Annotated in this window: 15 protein-coding genes; 12 read left to right on the forward strand and 3 right to left on the reverse strand. The window is 67.8% G+C overall.

What is annotated here, in order from left to right; all coding sequences use genetic code 11:
- Positions 1–22: 22 nt before the first annotated feature.
- The 3 genes from ASC67_RS15900 to ASC67_RS15910 form a co-directional block, all read right to left on the reverse strand.
- Positions 23–1,033 carry a YCF48-related protein gene (locus tag ASC67_RS15900; protein WP_056323447.1) on the reverse strand — a complete coding sequence of 337 codons (1,011 nt, stop codon included), beginning with the start codon at positions 1,031–1,033 and terminating at the stop codon, positions 23–25.
- A 132-nt stretch (positions 1,034–1,165) separates the two neighbouring features.
- Positions 1,166–2,734: a GMC family oxidoreductase gene (locus ASC67_RS15905; protein WP_056323452.1), complete on the reverse strand. Its 1,569-nt coding sequence runs from the start codon at positions 2,732–2,734 to the stop codon at positions 1,166–1,168.
- 48 nt (positions 2,735–2,782) lie between these two features.
- A complete protein-coding gene (locus ASC67_RS15910; RefSeq protein ID WP_235566359.1) occupies positions 2,783–3,409 on the reverse strand; it encodes a twin-arginine translocation signal domain-containing protein in 627 nt (208 codons plus the stop codon).
- A gap of 383 nt (positions 3,410–3,792) precedes the next feature.
- Here ASC67_RS15910 and ASC67_RS15915 point away from each other — a divergent pair, with 383 nt between their 5' ends.
- From ASC67_RS15915 to ASC67_RS15965, 12 genes are all read left to right on the forward strand, one after another.
- Positions 3,793–4,812 (forward strand): GTP-binding protein, encoded by a 1,020-nt coding sequence (locus tag ASC67_RS15915; protein WP_235566360.1) that lies wholly within the window; start codon positions 3,793–3,795, stop codon positions 4,810–4,812.
- Between the two features lie 31 nt (positions 4,813–4,843).
- Positions 4,844–5,968, forward strand: coding sequence for a WD40 repeat domain-containing protein (locus tag ASC67_RS15920; protein ID WP_056323457.1), 1,125 nt, complete (start codon positions 4,844–4,846; stop codon positions 5,966–5,968).
- Positions 5,965–6,168: a hypothetical protein gene (locus tag ASC67_RS15925; RefSeq protein WP_056323461.1), complete on the forward strand. Its 204-nt coding sequence runs from the start codon at positions 5,965–5,967 to the stop codon at positions 6,166–6,168. The genes ASC67_RS15920 and ASC67_RS15925 overlap by 4 nt, the downstream gene beginning before the upstream one ends.
- A gap of 313 nt (positions 6,169–6,481) precedes the next feature.
- Entirely contained in the window at positions 6,482–8,149 is a 1,668-nt protein-coding gene (locus tag ASC67_RS15930) for an aromatic/alkene/methane monooxygenase hydroxylase/oxygenase subunit alpha (protein ID WP_056323465.1), read from the forward strand.
- Between the two features lie 65 nt (positions 8,150–8,214).
- The gene (locus tag ASC67_RS15935) at positions 8,215–9,276 is read left to right on the forward strand and encodes an NADH:ubiquinone reductase (Na(+)-transporting) subunit F (protein WP_056323469.1); all 1,062 of its coding nucleotides are present in this window, start codon (positions 8,215–8,217) and stop codon (positions 9,274–9,276) included.
- Positions 9,277–9,289: 13 nt separating this feature from the next.
- Positions 9,290–10,387: an aromatic/alkene monooxygenase hydroxylase subunit beta gene (locus ASC67_RS15940; RefSeq protein ID WP_056323473.1), complete on the forward strand. Its 1,098-nt coding sequence runs from the start codon at positions 9,290–9,292 to the stop codon at positions 10,385–10,387.
- A gap of 34 nt (positions 10,388–10,421) precedes the next feature.
- On the forward strand, positions 10,422–10,781 hold the full coding sequence (locus tag ASC67_RS15945) for an MmoB/DmpM family protein (RefSeq protein WP_056323478.1): 360 nt from the start codon (positions 10,422–10,424) through the stop codon (positions 10,779–10,781).
- Between the two features lie 103 nt (positions 10,782–10,884).
- Positions 10,885–12,522: a molecular chaperone GroEL gene (locus ASC67_RS15950; protein WP_056323483.1), complete on the forward strand. Its 1,638-nt coding sequence runs from the start codon at positions 10,885–10,887 to the stop codon at positions 12,520–12,522.
- 60 nt (positions 12,523–12,582) lie between these two features.
- The gene (locus ASC67_RS15955) at positions 12,583–14,055 is read left to right on the forward strand and encodes an Nramp family divalent metal transporter (RefSeq protein ID WP_255353688.1); all 1,473 of its coding nucleotides are present in this window, start codon (positions 12,583–12,585) and stop codon (positions 14,053–14,055) included.
- A gap of 108 nt (positions 14,056–14,163) precedes the next feature.
- Positions 14,164–16,200, forward strand: coding sequence for a sigma-54-dependent Fis family transcriptional regulator (locus ASC67_RS15960; RefSeq protein WP_056323492.1), 2,037 nt, complete (start codon positions 14,164–14,166; stop codon positions 16,198–16,200).
- Positions 16,187–16,387, forward strand: a complete 201-nt coding sequence (locus ASC67_RS20680; protein ID WP_156466798.1) for a hypothetical protein — start codon at positions 16,187–16,189, stop codon at positions 16,385–16,387. Before ASC67_RS15960 ends, ASC67_RS20680 begins: the two co-directional genes overlap by 14 nt.
- On the forward strand, positions 16,387–16,740 hold the full coding sequence (locus ASC67_RS15965) for a ribbon-helix-helix domain-containing protein (RefSeq protein WP_056323495.1): 354 nt from the start codon (positions 16,387–16,389) through the stop codon (positions 16,738–16,740). Before ASC67_RS20680 ends, ASC67_RS15965 begins: the two co-directional genes overlap by 1 nt.
- Positions 16,741–16,763 lie beyond the last annotated feature (23 nt).

Genomic DNA, 16,763 nt, shown 5'->3' on the forward strand with positions numbered 1-16,763 from the left:
CGTCTCCTCGGTTCTTTTCTTGTCAGCGACCGGCGACGGTCAGTGTTTCGCCCTCGAGCACGGCGAGGTTGGCGCCGGCCAGGTAGTAGCGCGGGCCGGACTTCGCGATCTGGGTGCGCCACGAGACGTCGCCGTCCGCGAGGCGGCGCGCCTTCCAGGCTTGCGCAGCGGCGTCGGAGCTCACCACGACCCCCTTGTCGCCGACCGCGGTCCAGCGGTTCTCGTCCCAGATGACGTCGAGCAGGTGCTCGCGCGTCGGGCGCTCCACGTCAGTCCAGGTCAGTCCACCGTCGTTCGTGACGAGCAGCGTTCCCGTCAGGCCGACGGCGACGCCGTGCTGCGCGTCGCGGAAGCTCACCGCCATCAGGCTGATCCTGTTCTTCGCCTCGATGTCGGTCCAGGTGGCGCCGCCATCGGTCGTGCGCATCACCGCGCCGAACTCGCCGACGAGCCAGCCGGTCTGGCCGACGAAGTGGACGGCGTTCCACGCGCGGTCCTTCTCGGGCAGCGCGCGCGTCCAGGTCTTGCCCTTGTCGTCGGAGCGCAGCAGCGCGCCGAACTCGCCGACCGCCCAGGCCACGCCGTCGAAGATGCGCACGCGGAACAGCTTGTTCGGGTTGCCCGAGCTCGGCAGCGTCGCGGCGGACCAGAGGCTGCCGCCGTTGCTGGTGACGAGGATGACGCCGTTGTTGCCCACCGCCACCGCATGCATCGCGTCCCACGCGGCGATGCCCTGCAGGTTCTCCAGCGTCGCGGTCGACTGCCGCTGCCAGCTCTTGCCGCCATCGACCGTGTGAACGATCTTGCCGCCGCTGCCCGCCGCCCAGGCCACCTGGTCGTTCGGCGTGGCGATGCTGAAGAAGTTGTCGCGGCGTTCGACCGCCTTCGGCTCGACCTTCTTGATCACGGCCTCGGCTTTCACGAAGAAGCCGGCGTAGAGCAGCCCGCCGATGATGGCGATGGGCAGGGCCGAGGTCAGGAGGTTGACTGCGCCGCGCGCGCCCCCTCCGAACTTCTCAAACTGGGAAAGCATGGTTCTGTCTCCTTGGAGCAGCGTGGCGCGCCAGGGCGCGTCCGATGTCATTCGTGTGGGGTCCGGGGGCCGGACCGGTCGGTAAGGCGGGCGTGTCGGTCCTGGTCGACGCGCCCGCCGTGCGGCTGTCGCTCAGATGGCCCGGGCGCTCATCTGCTTGGCGATGTACTCGGCCTGCCGGATCGCGAGCGTCACGATCGTCAGCGTCGGGTTCTCCGCGCCGCCGGTGGTGAACTGGCTGCCGTCCGAGATGAACAGGTTCGCGATGTCGTGCGTCTGCCCGTACGAGTTGCAGACGCTGGTGCTGGCGGAAGCGCCCATGCGGCAGGTGCCGAGGTTGTGCGTCGACGGGTAGGGCGGCGTGCGGAAGGACTTGCGGGCGCCGGCCGCCTCGTACACGCGCTGGCCCTGCGTGAAGGCGTGCTCGCGAAGCTTGACGTCGTTCTCGTGATCGTCGAAGTGGACGTTGGGGATCGCGCTGCCCCACTTGTCCTTCAGCGTCTTGTGCAGCGTGACGCGGTTGGTCTCGCGCGGCATGTCCTCGCCGACGATCCACATGCCGGCCAGCTGCGTGTAGTTCTCCATGTACTCGGTGAAGTCGGCGCCCCAGCCGCCCGGGTTCAGGAAGGCGGCCATGAACGGCAGTCCGAGCGACAGCGTCTCCAGCTCGTAGCCGCCGACGAAACCGCGCTTCGTGTTGTTGTGCGCCTCGTCGCGCACGATCCCGGCCATCGTCGTGCCACGGTACATGTGGACGGGGTTCTCGAACAGGCCGTACACCGAGCCGGTCACGTGGCGCATGTAGTTGCGGCCCACCTGGCCCGAGCGGTTCGCCAGTCCGTCCTTGAACATCTTCGAGGCCGACAGCAGCAGCAGGCGCGGGGTCTCGATCGAGTTGCCGGCGACGGCCACGATGCGGGCCTTCTGGCGCTGTTCCTTGCCGTCCTTGTCGAAGTAGACGACGCCGCTCACCTTGCCCTTCGCGTCGTGCTCGATGCGCGTCACGTGGCTCTCGGGGCGCAGTTCGAAGTTGCCGGTCGCCTCGGCCTTGGGCAGTTCGGTGTAGAGCGTGCTCCACTTCGCGCCGCTCTTGCAGCCCTGGAAGCAGAAGCCCAGTTGCAGGCAGCGCGCGCGATCGTCGCGCGGCTGGCTGTTGATCGCCATGTTGCCGGTGTGAACTTCCTTGTAGCCGAGCTTGGTGGCCCCGCTGTACATCACCTTGAAGTTGTTGTTGCCCGGCAGCCCCGGGATGCCGTGGGTGCGCGTCACGCCCATCTTGTCCTCGGCGCGCGCGTAGAAGGGCTCGAGCTCGGACAGCGTCAGCGGCCAGTCCTGCAGGTTCGCGCCGGCCACGTTGCCGTAGGTCGTTCGGGTCTTGAACTCGTGTTCCTGGAGACGCAGCGACGCGCCGGCCCAGTGGGTGGTCGTGCCGCCGACCGTCTTGCAGATCCAGGCGGGCAGGTTCGGAAAATCCTTGGCGACGCGCCAGTTGCCCGAGGTGGTGCGCTTGTCCAGCCAGGCGAGCTGGCTGAAGGACTTCCATTCGTCGTTGATGAAGCTGGCGTTGGACTGCATCGCGCCGGCTTCCAGGACCACGACCTTGATGCCCTTCTGGCACAGCTCGTTGGCCAGCGTGCCGCCGCCGGCACCGGAGCCGATGATGACGACCACCGCGTCGTCGTTGAAATCGAATGTCTTCATGGGGGTTCTTGCCTCGCGTTAGCTGGGATGTCTTGGCGACGAGCGAGCTCAGCCCATGTAGGGCGGCGGGCTCGCTTCGGTGGGAGGCGCAGGCAGCCAGGTCAGGTCCTGGAAGCCGCGCGTGATGTAGCCGCCCTTCTCCCAGGCGGAGCCGGGGTAGCCCAGCGCGGCGAAGGCCATGTCGTTGTCGTACAGCGAGGTGACGCACTGGCCGCGCACGGTGATGAAGAAGGGCGTCTTCTCGATCGAGCGCACGATCGACAGCTGCTTCTCCGCCGCGGCCTTCTCGAAGCGACCGCCGGCGAGCCGATCTAGGTTCGCGACGCCGTCCTTGAGCAGCTTGGCGAACTTCGGGTCGGCGGCCGCCTTGGCATCGAGGTCCTTGACGAGCAGGGCGTACACGGCGTCGTCGAGCTTCTTGTGCGGGTACAGGACGCGGCCCAGCGTCAGCAACGTGCGGCCTTCCGCCTCGTTGAGCTTGCCCATCGGAACGGCCCACACGGGGGACGGAGCCAGGGACGCGAGCAGGGTGCCGGTGGCGAGCGTGCCCATCAGCACGCCGGAGCCCTTCAGGAGCTCGCGCCGCGAGAGCGGCAGATCGAGCTTCGGGACGCGCCCGTCCTCTTCGTTGCACTCCCCGGTCGGCACGATCAGCGAGATAGCGATGGTCTTCATGGATGTGTCTCCTTCGTCGTTTCGTGCGAATCGCCGCACGACGCGAGACGAGTTTTCCAGCGCCCATCCGCCAGCAGGTGGTGGTCCGTTAATTACTAGGGAAAGCACCTTCGGAGAGCCCGCCGGAGGTGACCCGGCCGAGTGTCCGAAAACGCGACACGCATGCGACCCGGGGTCTAGGGGGAAACCGCGGGGCCCCGTGCGAATCCTGAGATCGATCAAGCACTTATCGCGCGATCGCCGCTGCGGGCGGCGGATGGCATAGCGATTGCGCATTGGGGCCGACCCTCGGCTTGCACAACGTGTGCCGACGGTCGACTGAAACGAAGAACGTGGCAAGCGGACGCACGACGCCGCTGTCCGGCAGACAAGGACCCCACAGCATGAGCATGAACTCGAGAATCCCCGTCACCGTGATCACCGGCTTCCTCGGTGCCGGGAAGACCACCCTGCTCAACCGCATCCTGCACGGCACCGTCGGCGGGCGCTACGCCGTGATCGTCAACGAGTTCGGCGAACTCGGGATCGACGGCTCGCTGGTCGTCGGCGCCGAAGAGGAAGTGCACGAACTGAACAACGGTTGCGTCTGCTGCCGCGTGCGCGGCGACCTGATCCGCGTCATGAGCGGGCTCATCCGGCGGCCCGGACGCTTCGACGGGATCATCATCGAGACCAGCGGGCTGGCCGACCCCGCGCCGGTCATCCAGACGCTGCACTTCGACGACTTCCTGCGCCAGCACACGCAGCCCGACAGCGTGATCTGCGTGGCCGATTCGCGCCACCTCGCGGCGCAGCTGCGCGCCGCCCCGGAGGCCGCCGCGCAGCTGGCGCAGGCCGACCTGGTGCTGCTGAACAAGTGCGACCTCGTCAAGGCGGACGAGCTCGCCGTGTCGGAGATCGCCGTGGAACGCGTCAACCCGACGGCCGAGCTGGTCCGATGCGAGCGCGGCAACATCGATCTCGACCGACTGATCGGACGCGGTGCCTTCGACCTCTCGCGCCTGCGCATTCCGCCACTGCAGATCCAGCGCGGCCGCATCGGTCGTGTGCCACACGCCTACGTCGAGGTCGAGGAGGGCCAGCACGGCGACGGCCTGCGCTGCGTGTCGCTCAGCATCGAGCAGGCGTTCGACCCGAGCCTGTTCGTCGGATGGCTGCTGCGTTTCGTTCGCGAGAACGGCGAGCACCTGCTGCGCGGCAAGGGCATCGTGTCGCTGCGCGGCAGCGAGAAGCGCTTCGTCTTCCAGTCCGTGCACATGACGGTCGACAGCGGCATGGACCGCGCCTGGAAGCCTGGCGAAGCGAGGGGATCGCGGCTGGTGTTCATCGGTCGCGACCTGAACTCGATCGCGCTGCGCGAGCAGCTGGAGCAGTGCCTGGCCCAGGTGGAGGTGACGCCGTGATGCCGACGATGCCACTCCGGAGGACGAAGCGATGAATCCGCCGCTGCTCGACGTGCTGGGCACGCAGTGGGACCTGAAGGCTCCGATCGTGTCGATCTGCTGGGGTCCGGACGGCCGCACCGCGGCCTACGCGATGGGAGACGGCCGCGTCGCGTTCGCCGATGCGCACTGGCCCCAGGGTCCGCGTCTCGAACCGCGCCAGGGCGGCGGCGTGAGCCTGGTGCCGGCCGACGCGGCGGCCGTGGCTCCGGCCGTCGTGACGGCCCATGCAGGAAGCTGCCACGCGCTCGCTTCCGATGGGTCGGGGGGCTTCGTGACCGGCGGTGACGATGGTCGCGTGGTGCGCGTGCGGCCCGGCGCCGAGCCCGAGGAGCTGGCGCGCATGGAGGGTCTGTGGATCGACGCCGTGGCCTGCGGACGCTCCGGCGACGTGGTCTATGCCGGGGGCAAGCGCGTGGCGCGCTGGCGCGACGGCGGCATCGACGAGATCGAGTTGCCGGCGTCGGCGACGGCGCTCGCGTTCTGTCCCGACGGGCGCACGCTCGGGGTCGCCCATTCCGGCGGGGTGACGCTGTGGCACGAGGCCTCGCTGCCACGCCGCCTGGTCTGGCCCGGTTACCACCGCGCGATCGCGTGGAGTCCGGACGGGCGCTACGTGGTCACAGGCATGCAGGAGAACGCGCTGCATGGCTGGCGCGTGCAGGACGGCGGCGACATGGAGATGGCCGGCTATCCGGGCCAGCCGCTGTCGCTGGCGTTCACGCCCGACGGCGAGCAGTTGGCCACCAGCGGGGCGCTGCGGCCGGTGTGCTGGGACTTCGCGCGGCCCGGTTCGTCACAGGCACCGCGCGAGTGCGGCATCCAGAGCAAGGCGCCGGTCGCGTGCGTCGCCTGCCATCCGCGCTTTCATGTGATCGCCGCCGGCTACCACAGCGGCGCCGTCACGCTGTGCCAGCCCGACAGCGACAGCTTCCTGCTGCTCAAGGGCGCGGGCGGCGGCGCGCCGTCGGCGCTGGCCTGGTCGCCCGACGGCCAGCGGCTGGCCTTCGGCACGCAGGACGGCTGGCTGGGCTGGATCGAACTGCCCGACCCCGTGTTCAGCAATCACCGGTCCGCAATGGCGCGGCCGCCATCAGAGAAGGAGTCATCGACATGAACGACGAACAAGAGACGCAATCGAAGGACAACTACTTCCAGCAGATCGCCGAGATCTCGAACGCGATGAGCGCGGCCCACGGCCGCGACTTCGCCATCGGCACGCTGGTGCTCGCGGCGCGCTATGTGGCACAGCATGCGGCGCCGGACGGCAGCGACAAGGCCGCCGAGGCGCCCGCCGGCGTCGTGGCCACGATCTGAAGGTCGTCGTCGTGCCACGCGCTGTCCCGCCGGCCGGCCTCGGGTGTCGCGCGACCCTGATGACGGCGCGTCTCACGCTCGGACGCACCGCGGTCGTCTCTGACCCAGAACGAAACGGCCGCGAAATGTCGAACGGCGCGCCGCTGGCGCCTTCTACGGGGAAGAAGGGCGGCTCGCTAGGGATTGCGAGCAGTGGCACAGCGATCGCTATGGAGAGGAGGGGCCGAGGCCCCAGGACAGGCTGGCGGCACGACCGCGCAGCCTCGACGCACAGCAAACCGATCCGAACGGATCAGCAGTAAAGGAGACCTTCATGTCAGCAGGTTTGACGCTCAACAAGATCACGTCCCAGAAAGGGATCAGCGTGGCCGAGGCGGCTCGGCGCATCGCCGACCTCGGATGGCAGCCCAGCTATGTCCAGGAGGCGATGACCTTCCCGACCGACTACAAGATCGGCAAGGCCCCTCGCGACCCGATGAAGCAGGTGCTGCGCTCCTACTTCCCGATGCAGGAAGAGAAGGACAACCGTGTCTACGGCGCGCTCGACGCGGCGCTGCGCGGCGACATGTTCCGCAATACCAAGCCGCGCTGGGTCGAGTGGATGAAGCTGTTCCTGGCGATCATCCCCTTCCCCGAGATCTCGGCGGCGCGCTCCATGTCGATGCTCGGTCGTCTTGCTCCGGGCGAGGAGCTGCGCACCGGCTTCACGATGCAGATGGTCGACGAGTTCCGCCATTCCACGATTCAGATGAACCTGAAGAAGTGGTACATGGAGAACTACATCGACCCGGCCGGCTTCGACATCACCGAGGCCGCGTTCGGCAAGTGCTACGCCACCACCATCGGCCGCCAGTTCGCCGAGGGCTTCCTGACCGGTGACGCGCTGACGGCGGCGAACATCTACCTGCAGGTCGTGGCCGAGACGGGCTTCACCAACACGCTGTTCGTCGCGATGCCGTCCGAGGCGGCGCGCAACGGCGACTACGCGCTCTCGTCGGTGTTCCTGTCGGTCCAGTCGGACGAATCGCGCCACATCGGCAACGGCCACTCGCTGCTGATGTCGGTGGTCAACGATCCGGACAACCACCTGCTGCTCGAGCGCGACATCCGCTACGCGTTCTGGCAGAACCATGCGATCGTCGACGCCGCCATCGGCACGATCATCGAGTACGGCACCACCGACCGCAGCAAGAACAAGGAGTCCTACGCCGAGCTCTGGCACCGCTGGATCTACGAGGACTACTACCGCACCTACCTGCTCCCGCTCGAGAAGTACGGCGTCAAGATCCATCACGACGACGTGTCGGCCGCGTGGGACCGCCTGGTCAAGAAGAACTACGTGCACAAGGTCGCGCAGTTCTTCGCGGTCGGCTGGCCGGCCAATTTCTGGCGCATCGAGGCCCAGACCGAGAAGGACTTCGAGTGGTTCGAGCACAAGTACCCGGGCTGGTACGCGGAGTTCGGTGACTTCTGGAAGTGGTACGAGCGCAAGAGCGTGCCGGGCGAGACCAACATGCTGTTCGACCAGGAGAACGGCTACGTCTACCCGCACCGTTGCTGGAGCTGCATGGTGCCCGCGGTGATTCGCGAGGAGCTGGTGGTCGACGAGGTCGACGGCAAGCTGTTCACCTACTGCTCCGAGCTGTGCCGCTGGACGCACAAGACCGCGTTCGCTGCCGAGTACGAAGGCCGCCCGACGCCGGCGATGGGCCGCTTCAGCGGTCGTCGCGAGTGGGAGGAGTGCTACCACGGCTGGGACCTGGCCGATGCGATCAAGGACCTCGGCTTCGTCCGTTCCGACGGCAAGACGCTGGTCTCGCAGCCCCACCTGCGCTTCGACGACAAGCACATGTGGACGCTGGACCACGTCAAGGGCCATCAGCTCCAGAGCCCGCTGGTGCTGCTGCGCGAGATGACGCCCGAGGCGCGCGAGAAGCACATCGCCTCCTACCGCGCCGGTTTCAAGATCAAGCCGTTCTGACGCGGTTCTCAGTGGTCCCGGGCGGCAGCGCCGCCCGGGACGGACAAGATTATTCGGGGACAGACATGTCTGCAAAAACAGTCCATACCGTTCGTTTCGAGCCGGTCGGCGTCGAGATGGAGGTGGAAGAGGGGGAGTGGGTCCTGGATGCGGCGTTCCGGCAGGGCATCGCCTTGCCCCACGGTTGCCGCGAAGGGCGTTGCAGCAGTTGCAAGTGCGTGGTGCTGGACGGCGACGCCGAGGTCGAGGGCCATTCCACGTTCGCCTTGCCCGACTACGAGCGGGATGCCGGCCAGGTGCTGCTGTGCCGGACCTATGCCTACAGCGATCTCACGGTCGAACTGCTGAACTACGACGAGGACGCGATGCGTCGCTCGATCGCGATCAAGTCCTTCGACGGATCGCTGGTGTCGGTGACCGCGCTGACGCACGACATCCGCATGCTCGAAGTGAAGATCGAGCAGCCGATCAAGTTCTGGGCGGGCCAGTTCGTCGAACTGACCGTGCCCGGGGCCGGTGTGACGCGCTCGTACTCGATGGCCAGCACGCAGAGCTCGGAAGACACCGTGCGCTTCATCATCCGCAAGTATCCGGAAGGGGCCTTCTCGTCGCTGCTCGACGGCGACCTGAAGCCGGGCACGCCCGTCACGCTGAAGGGGCCCTACGGCAGCTGCTTCCGTCGGGAAGAGCGTCCGGGTCCGATGGTCCTGGTGGGGGGCGGCTCCGGCATGTCGCCGTTGTGGTCGATCCTGCAGGACCACATCGAGAGCGGCGAACAACGGCCGATCCGCTTCTACTACGGCGCCCGCACGCGCAAGGACCTCTTCTTCGTCGAGGAGTTCGCGGCCATCACCGAGAAGCTCACCGACTTCGAGTTCATCCCGGTGCTGTCGCAAGCGACCGAAGAGGACGCCTGGCAGGGCGAGACCGGCTTCGTGCACGAGGCCGTCGAGCGCATCCAGCGCGAGCGTCCCCAGCCCGGCGAGGTCGATGCCTACACCTGCGGACCGCCGCCGATGGTCGACGCCTTGCTGCCGGTCCTGCAACGCCTCGGCGTCGCGCTGGACCGCACCTACGTCGACAAGTTCACCCAGGCCAGCGCGAGCGCACCCAACAACGTTCATTGATCAGGAGAGAGACATGAGCCAAGCCACCAGCAACACGACCCCCGAGACCCCGTCGACCGCGACGGGTGCCGCCGGCTCCGCGCGCTTCGCGGGCTGGGACAGCCGCAAGTACAACTACTTCACCCCCAAGGGCCGCAAGGCGACGCACTACGAGGACATGACCCTCGACGTGCAGCCCGACCCCAAGCGCTACCTGCTGCAGGACTGGATCATGTCCTTCGGCAACGGCGACACCACCTACACGGAGTCGTGGACGGCCGCGCGTTCGAGCGACTGGCACGTCTACCGCTCGGTCGACGAGGAATGGGAGCGCACCCACTACCAGCGCCAGTCGACGATCGTCGGGATGATCTCGCAGGCCATCGAGAACGCGCGCCGCTCGGGCGCCGCGCAGCGCTACGACAAGACCTGGGTCAAGGTCCTGGAGAAGCACCTCGGCGCGTACAAGCACGCCGAGTTCGGGCTCGGCACGTCGCTGATGCACGCCCAGCGCTACGGCTACACGCAGATGATCAACTCGGCGATCCTGACGAACTCGTCCTACAAGCTGCGCTTTGCCCAGGACATCACGCTCTACCTCGGCGACATCGGCCTCGACATCGAGGGCTTCGACGCCGAGATCGGGAAGACGCAGTGGCTGGAAGATCCGATCTGGCAGCCCACGCGCCAGCTGATCGAGGCCATCGGCGGTGCGACGGACTACCTCGAGAAGTACTTCGCCGTGAACGTGGTGTTCGAGCCGCTCATCGGCGAGCTGTTCCGCAGCGGCTTCTTCATGCAGGCCGCCGCCGCGCAGAACGACTTCCTGACGCCCACCGTGGTGTCCTCGGCCGAGGGCGATTTCCAGCGCAACCTCGCCAACTCCGTCGAGCTGTTCCACATGCTCACGGCGGATGCCGCTCACGGCAACCACAACAAGGCCTTGTTCGCCGACTGGCTGACGCGCTACGGCGATCTCGCGGTGCATGCCGCCAAGAACCTGCAGCCGATCTGGTCGCTGCCGCGGACCAAGGTGGCGCAGTTCGAGGAGGCCTATGCGGCGGCCGTCGAGCGCATGAAGGCCATCTCGCAGCAGATCGGCGTGGCGCTGCCGGCCTCGCTGTCCGCCTGACGTTCTCCGACCCCACTGAATCAAGGACAACACCATGTCAGCTACCACGAACAGCGGTTCGATCTTCAAGGCCTTCAAGGATCTGGCCTTCGAGGAAACCGTGTCCCACCAATGCGGTGTGACGATGAACGACAGCGTCGAGGCACGCGCGATCGCCGAGCTGATGGCTTCCAAGCCGGGCATCCGCGTGACCTACATGCCCGCGATGATCCGCATCGACGGCGAGGGGCGCATCGAGTTCAAGATGGACGAGATCGCCGAGACGCTGGGGCGCGAGATGACGCCGCACATCTTCGAGATCTCGACCTCGACCCACTACGGGCGCATGGTCATGGTCGACGAGAACACCGTGGTCCTGTTCGGGAACATGGAAGAGGCGATGCAGTACGAGTAAGCCGTACCGGATCCCCGCGCCGGCGCGTGCTGCGCGCGGGGACCGAGGCGATCAGCCAGCCACGAGAGACAGCCAGCCACACGAGAGACAGAGGAGACGAGCCATGCCCAACATCATGTTGCACGACGAAGAAGCCCGCCTGGCGCTGGGCCGGGGCGTAGCCAAGCTGGCGCGAGCGGTCCGCGGCACCCTGGGTCCGCGCGGGATGAACGCCATCATCGACCGGCCGATCGGCACGCCGATCATCTCGCGCGACGGTGTCAGCATCGCCGCCGAGATCGAACTCGAGGATCCGTTCGAGAACATCGGCGCCCAGGTCGTTCGCGAGGTGTCGAAGCAGACCAACGAGATCGCCGGCGATGGCACGACCACGGCCACGGTGCTCGCCGATGCGCTGGTGCAGGACGGCCTGGCCTGCCTGGCCAAGGGTGCGAATCCGGTGGAACTGGTGGAAGGCCTGGAGCGCGGCGCGGCCGCAGCGATCGCGCTGCTGAAGGCGGCGGCGACGCCGTTGGCCGGCGCGGAGGCTCTGCGGGCCGTGGCGGTGGTCGCCGCGAACGACGAGATCACGGGCCACCTGGTCGCCGAGGCGCTGGAGCGCGTGGGCGCCGACGGCATCGTCGATGTCGAGTTCGGCACCACCGTCGAGACGGTGCTGGACGTGGTGGACGGCATGGCCTTCGACCGCGGCTACCTGTCGCACCACATGATCACCGACGTCGAGAAGATGCAGGTGGTGCTGGATCAGCCGTTGATCCTGATGACGGACCAGAAGCTCCAGACGCAGGAAGAGGTGTCCTTGCTGCTGGCCCTGGCCGCCGAGGCCAAGCGCCCCTTGCTCATCATCGCCGACGAGGTGGCACCCGCCTGCATCGTCACGCTGCTGGCGTGGCGCGAGAAGTCCGGCATCACGGTCGCGGCCATCCATCCGCCCGAGTACGGTCACTGGCGCAAGGCGATGCTGGAGGACATCTCCATCCTGGCCGGCGGCCGCGTCATCGCACGAGACCTCGGCGGCAGCCTGGGCGCGGTGGAACTGCGCGATCTGGGGCGTGCGCGCCAGGTGCGGATTTCGTCCAACCAGACGGTCATCAGCGCCGGCGGCGGCGATCCGGCGCTGATCGCCGCCCGGCGCCAGCAGGTGGCCCGCCAGCACGAGCTGGCGCCGCCGAACATCGACAAGGACAAACTCAAGGAGCGGCTGTCGAAGCTGTCCGGCGGCACCGCGCTGCTGCAGGTCGGCGGCGCGACACCGGTCGAGCAGAAGCGTCGCCTTCACCTGGTGGAGGATGCGATTCACGCCGCGCGGGCCGCCGTGGCCGAGGGCGTGGTCCCGGGCGGCGGTCTGGCCTTGCTGCGGGTGTCCAGCGGACTGGATGCCGAAGTGGCGCGGACCGAAGGCGCGGTGCGCGAGGGGATCCGCCTGTTGCAGCGCGCGCTGCAGCAGCCGCTGCGGCACATCGCCGCCAATGCAGGGATCGACGGTCCGGCCGCGGTGCGCAAGGCGCTGGATTCGGCGCCCGGCGTGGGGCTCGACGCCCGTGACGGACGCTTCGTCGACCTCGCGGCCGTCGGGATCATCGATCCGGTGAAGGTGAGCTACAGCGCCGTGCGCAACGCGGTCTCGGTGGCGGCGCTGATCCTCACGACGCAGACGCTGATCGCCAAGAAGCCGGAAGACATGGATCCCACCGCAGGACCGGCGCTGGGAGGGGGCGCCGAGCGGCTGGGGCGGCAATGACGGGTCGCCGGCGCACCCGGCTCGTCTGCGGATTGGCGATCACGGGCGCAGGCCTCGTGATTGCCATCGTGGGGGCCGTCGGGCATTGGTTCTGAGCGCCGCAACGTCGAACGACGAACGAGACAAGAAGAAGGAGGGGACATGACGAACCTCGAGCAAAGCGTGGACATGCGTTGGCGTGTCCCGGGGCAATGGCGGATGTTCGGCTTCATCGGGCCGGCGGCGATGGTGAGCGTCGGCTACATGGACCCGGGCAACTGGGCGACCGATCTGGAGGGCGGCGCGCGCTTCGGCTACCAGCTGCTGTGGGTGCTGCTGGCATCGAACGTGATCGCCGTGCTGCTGCAAAGCCTGGCGGCGCGGCTGGGGATCGTGGGGCGCCTCGACCTGGCCCAGGCCTGCCGGGCCGGCTACTCGCGCCCGGTGTCGCTGTCGCTGTGGGTGCTGTGCGAGCTGGCGATCATCGCCTGCGACCTGGCCGAGCTGCTGGGCAGCGCGATCGCGCTCAACATGCTGTTCGGCATCCCGCTGATCTGGGGCGTGGTCATCACCGCCTTCGACGTGATGCTGATCATGGTGCTGCAGCACTACGGCATCCGCAAGCTCGAGGCCGTGGTCGCCGCGCTGGTGCTGACCATCGGCGTGTGCATGGCGATCGAGATGGTGCTGGTGCAACCCGTGCTGGGCGACATCGTCGGCGGCCTCGTGCCGAAGATCGACGCGAACAGCCTGCTGGTCGCGATCGGGATCCTCGGCGCGACGGTGATGCCGCACAACCTCTACCTGCACTCGTCGCTGGTGCAGACGCGCCGCATCTCGCACACGCCGGCGGGTCAGCGCGAGGCCATCCGCTACAACTTCGTCGACACGCTGCTGGCCTTGAACATCGCGTTCATCATCAATGCGTCGATCCTGGTGCTGTCGGCCTCGACCTTCTTCACCCACGGCATCGAGGTCAACGAGCTGCAGCAGGCGCACACGCTGCTGACACCGCTGGTCGGCACCACGCTGGCCGCGACCGTGTTCGCGATCGCGCTGCTGGCCGCCGGCCAGAGCTCCACGCTGACCGGCACGCTGGCCGGCCAGGTGGTGATGGAGGGCTTCCTGTCGCTGCGCATGAGCCCGCTGGCCCGGCGTCTGCTGACCCGGGGCCTGGCGATCGTGCCGGCCGTCGGGGTGCTGGCCTACCAGGGCGATTCGGGCGTGCTGCAGCTGCTGATCCTGAGCCAGGTCGTGTTGAGCCTGCAGCTGCCCTTCGCGATCGTGCCGCTGGTACGTTTCACGAGTGATCGTCAACTGATGGGGCAGTTCGCCAGCCCGACCTGGGTCCGCGTCGCAGCCTGGTCGGCCGCGGCGGGCATCGTGTCGCTGAACGCCTGGCTGGTGTGGCGCACCCTGACTGCGGGCTCTTCGGGCGGCGCACCGTGGTATGCGTACCTCCTGGTCGGCTCGCTGACCACCTTGCTGTTGTGGATCTCGTGCGTGCCGCTGAAACTGTCTGCGCCGGTGGCGCTGGAGGAGAGTCGGGCCTAGGGTGCGGCCCTGATGGCAATGGAGGGGTGCATGACGCCCAATCCCGGAAGAACCAAAGGACGCTGAGGCATCACGCCCGGACGTCCTAGCAGGTCGGAGGAGACAGCCATGGTGACCAGCCATTCCCCCAAGCCGCTGTCGACAACGCAGTTGTCGGCCGGGCCGCAGGGCGAGTTCGAGCCCCTGGGCGTTCGGGAGACCACGCAGGCCTGGGAGCAGTTCGTCACCGGACAGTCGCTCGTCCAGTCGGCCGTGCCCAAGCACGTGCTGTCGTCATGGCAGCGCAGCCGGCGCTTCGGCGTCGAGCCGGGGTCGCGCAAGGCGCCGCTCGCGATCCGAGGTGACGACGAACTCGAGCAGCTCCGCTTGCGCAACCGCGATCTGGTCTGGGCCGCGCAGGGCATCTTCATGTCGTCGGCGCACCTGCTCGCGAAGTCGGGCTCGATCATGCTGCTCACCGACGCCGCCGGCATCGTGCTCGAGTCGTCGGGCGATGCCCGCACGCTGGATGCGGCGCAGGACATCCACCTGACCAACGGCGGCAACTGGAACGAGAGCGTCGTCGGCACCAACGGCATCGGTACGGCCCTGGCGACCGGGCGGCCGATCCAGGTGCACGCAGCGCAGCATTTCTGCGAAGGCATCAAGAGCTGGACCTGTGCTGCCGCTCCGGTCTACCTCTCGGGGACCGACCAGCTTCTCGGGGTGATCGACATCTCGGGCCCGCCGGCGACCTTCCAGCTCAACAACCTCGCCCTCGCCGTGGCGTGTGCCCGGCAGATCGAATCGGTGCTGGCCGAGCGCATCAGCCGCGAACACAACGTCCTGCTGGAGGCCTGCCTGAACCACCCGGGACGGGTCGGCGCCGCCGCCATGGTCGTGATCGACCGCAACGCGCGGATCGTCCACAGCAGCGGCTGCCTCACGCCGGATCTGGCGGTGCGACTGGCGGACGGCCTCAAGGGGCGCCAGATCGCGGCCTGGAACAACCGCCTGCCTGACGGGCTGCTGGGCGAATGGATGAACCCGGTGCGTCTGGACGGCAGTCCGATCGGCGCGCTGCTGATCGTGCCCAAGCGCTCGATCGGCCGCATCCTGCAGCGCCCGGAGGGCGATGTGCCGCAGCTGCCGGCACCGGCGGCGCCGAGCCTGGCCGCCGCCCCGGCGCCGGAGTGCCTGCCGGGCGTGGTGGGGGCCAGCACGGTCTTCCTCGGCGCGATCGAGCGTACCAAGCTGCTCGGGCGGCGCCGGGTCTCGGTGCTGATCCAGGGCGAGACCGGGGCGGGCAAGGAGTTGTTTGCCCGCGCACTGCACGAGGAGGAGCGCAAGGGCGGCAGCTTCGTGGCCTTCAACTGCGGCGCGACGACCAAGGAGCTGATCGGCAGCGAACTCTTCGGGCACGTGCGCGGCGCGTTCACCGGCGCCACCAGCGAAGGGCGCGCCGGACGCTTCGAGCTGGCCCACGGCGGCACCCTGTGCCTCGACGAGGTGGGCGAACTGCCGCTGGACCTGCAGCCGGTGCTGCTGCGTGCGCTCGAGGAGGGCGTCGTCTACCGGCTCGGCGACACCACGCCGCGCCCGGTCGACGTGCGGCTGGTGGCGATGACCAACCGCGATCTGCTGCAGGAGGTCGAGGCGGGCCGGTTCCGTCGCGACCTCTTCCATCGCATCGGCGTCACGCGGATCCAGGTGCCGGCCCTGCGAGAACGCGATGGCGACGTCGACCTGCTCGTGGACCACTTCGTGCGGACGCTGTCGGTGCGCCACGGGGTCGCGAGCCGCGAGATCGGTCCGGACGTTCGGCAGCTGTTGCGGGCCTATGCCTGGCCCGGCAACGTGCGCGAACTGCGCAATGTGATCGAGTCGCTCCTGCTCACCTCCGATGAAGAGGTCGTGCGGAGGGAGGAACTGCCCGTGGAATTGCTGGCGACGATCGACGGCGCCAAGTCACCGACGCTCGACGCCGACCTCACGAGCCTGGAAGCCACGGAACGCCTGACCATCCTGCAGGCGATCCAGCGCGTGCACGGCAACCTGGCGCTGGCGGCACGCATCCTCGGCATTTCGCGCAGCACGCTGTACAGGAAGGTCGAGCGTTACCAGCTCGACGATATCGTGAAGGCGAGCAACGATGGCGAAGGCTGAAGCGGGCGCGGCGCGCGACGCGAGGCCGGGCATCGATGCAACGGAAGGCGAAGTTGCGACCGGCAACGCCACGGCGAGAGCCGATGCCGACCGGGCGCGTCATGCCTGCGTATTACCGATGACCGCCTTCGTCGTGAAACACTCAATCAAGCGGCCCGCATTCCATGCACCGCGAAGGATCCCGTGATGTGCAAGCTCTATGTTCAGGCCGATCCCCTCCACTACGAACCTCGGCAGCGATCCGTGCGCATCCACGGGGTCATTACCAGCATCCGGCTCGAGAACCTAATGTGGCGGGTGCTGTCGGACATCGCCTCGGAGCAGAAGTGCACGACGAACGCATTGATCACCAAGCTCTACGACGAGGCGACGACGCATCGATCGGAGTCGGCCAACTTCGCGTCCTTCCTGCGTGTCACCTGTGTCCGCCACCTGATCGACTCGGGCCGGCTGGTCCGGGAGCGCAGCGTGATCCGTTCCGAGGCGGACGAGGAAACCTGGGACGTCGAGGAAAGCCAGGCGGTGTCGTTCGCGCACTAGACGTCCAGTGAGCGCCGTGGAGG

Origin of the sequence: Methylibium sp. Root1272 (assembly GCF_001425905.1) — a bacterium.
Taxonomy (GTDB): domain Bacteria; phylum Pseudomonadota; class Gammaproteobacteria; order Burkholderiales; family Burkholderiaceae_C; genus Methylibium.